This is a genomic window from Clostridium sp. CS001, from assembly GCF_020443565.1.
Classification (GTDB): Bacteria; Bacillota; Clostridia; order Clostridiales; family Clostridiaceae; genus Clostridium_AD.
Genome location: NZ_JAIZZN010000094.1, coordinates 1 through 535, shown reverse-complemented (window position 1 = coordinate 535; position 535 = coordinate 1). Strand labels below are relative to the sequence as shown.

2 rRNA genes are annotated in these 535 nt (G+C 39.4%); both read left to right on the top strand.

From position 1 onward, the window contains the following. Positions 1-98 (top strand): 16S ribosomal RNA (locus tag LGK97_RS19710); the annotation flags it as partial. Positions 99-428: 330 nt separating this feature from the next. Beyond that, positions 429-535 (top strand): 23S ribosomal RNA (locus LGK97_RS19705); the annotation flags it as partial.

Genomic DNA, 535 nt, shown 5'->3' with positions numbered 1-535 from the left:
TAACCGTAAGGAGCCAGCGGCCGAAGGTGGGATTAGTGATTGGGGTGAAGTCGTAACAAGGTAGCCGTAGGAGAACCTGCGGCTGGATCACCTCCTTTCTAGGGAGTCGGTGCAAAGACTTCGGTCTTTGCAACAGAAGAATTTAATTATTCTTCAGACTAAAACATCTATCGTAATTAATCGTACCTACTTCTCTGTTTAATTTTGAGAGACTAAGTTTAGTTAACTCTTAGGGGTTAGCTAATATGTAGTTTTTCTTAAATGTTCTTTGAAAATTGCACAGTGATAAAGTTGTTTTAAAGGTTAAAACCACGTAAGTGGTGATAATGATTTAATACAATTTCGCAAAATTAAAAAGGTATCTATTAATTTAGGTAACTATATCTATGTAAATAGATGAAGTGTCTGTGAAAACAGACAAGAATAAAGGTCAAGCTACAAAGGGCGCATGGCGAATGCCTTGGCACTAGGAGCCGAAGAAGGACGCGTTAAGCTGCGATAAGCTTTGGGTAGGCGCAAATAGCCTGTGATCCAG